2 protein-coding genes are annotated in these 1,373 nt (G+C 37.9%); one reads left to right on the forward strand and one right to left on the reverse strand.

Annotated features, from left to right (window positions below):
* Nucleotides 1-107: 107 nt before the first annotated feature.
* Complete coding sequence (locus tag R7P74_RS24750) at nucleotides 108-749, forward strand: type A-3 chloramphenicol O-acetyltransferase CatIII (RefSeq protein ID WP_004920769.1); 642 nt, start codon at nucleotides 108-110, stop codon at nucleotides 747-749.
* A gap of 323 nt (nucleotides 750-1,072) precedes the next feature.
* Here the strand turns inward: R7P74_RS24750 and R7P74_RS24755 are convergent.
* On the reverse strand, nucleotides 1,073-1,373 hold a 301-nt coding region (locus R7P74_RS24755; RefSeq protein WP_206937204.1), incomplete at its 5' end, for a transposase.

Raw genomic sequence — 1,373 nt, forward strand, 5'->3', positions numbered from 1 at the left:
GTCGAGAATTATGAGGCGATGCTGCATTTTGCCTGTGGTATCATTGTCTGGACTAAAAACCTATTGGGATAGGTTCTTAGTAAATAAAAATTCAGAAGGGATATGTTATGAACTATACAAAATTTGATGTAAAAAATTGGGTTCGCCGTGAGCATTTTGAGTTTTATCGGCATCGTTTACCATGTGGTTTTAGCTTAACAAGCAAAATTGATATCACGACGTTAAAAAAGTCATTGGATGATTCAGCGTATAAGTTTTATCCGGTAATGATCTATCTGATTGCTCAGGCCGTGAATCAATTTGATGAGTTGAGAATGGCGATAAAAGATGATGAATTGATCGTATGGGATTCAGTCGACCCACAATTCACCGTATTCCATCAAGAAACAGAGACATTTTCAGCACTGAGTTGCCCATACTCATCCGATATTGATCAATTTATGGTGAATTATTTATCGGTAATGGAACGTTATAAAAGTGATACCAAGTTATTTCCTCAAGGGGTAACACCAGAAAATCATTTAAATATTTCAGCATTACCTTGGGTTAATTTTGATAGCTTTAATTTAAATGTTGCTAATTTTACCGATTATTTTGCACCCATTATAACAATGGCAAAATATCAGCAAGAAGGGGATAGACTGTTATTGCCGCTCTCAGTACAGGTTCATCATGCAGTTTGTGATGGCTTCCATGTTGCACGCTTTATTAATCGGCTACAAGAGTTGTGTAACAGTAAATTAAAATAAGCTCAGGTTAAATTAAAGGGTTTCATATCTAGTGAAGCCCTGTTTTATTATGTTTTGAGTTAACTTATCTTCAATGGCGGTCATAGAACCGACTGTTTACCCTCAAATAAATGTGTGAGCCGAATTATTATATCATCCTTCCGCAAAAGGCTAAAAACCATAAACAATAAAATGTTTTTTGTCGGCTTTTGTTCGCACTTTTTATCTGTTTCTAGGCATTTTATGATAATTTTTTAAAGGTAAGCTTGAAATAACACGTCGATGCCAAGATATGTATCAAATCATGATATATAAACTAAATGGGATAAAGAATGAATAAGAACCTATCCCAAAAGGATTTTATTCCAGACAATGATGGCACAGGCAAGATGCAGCATTGCCTCGTAATTTTCGACCTTTTTCTCCCAACGAGTCAGGACACGACGGTAGCGATTCATCCAACTGTGTGTTCTCTCTACAACCCAGCGGTGGGCCTTAAAATCCGTGTTTTTGATGGCTTCTGATTCATCCTTCCGTGACTGGACATGAGGCTCATAGCGACGACTTCTCAGATACGATCCCAACCATTCCGCTTCATACCCTTTGTCCATGCACAACCGGAGCCTCTTGCCCGGTCTGCCCGTC

The organism is Vibrio sp. 2033 (genome assembly GCF_033339735.1).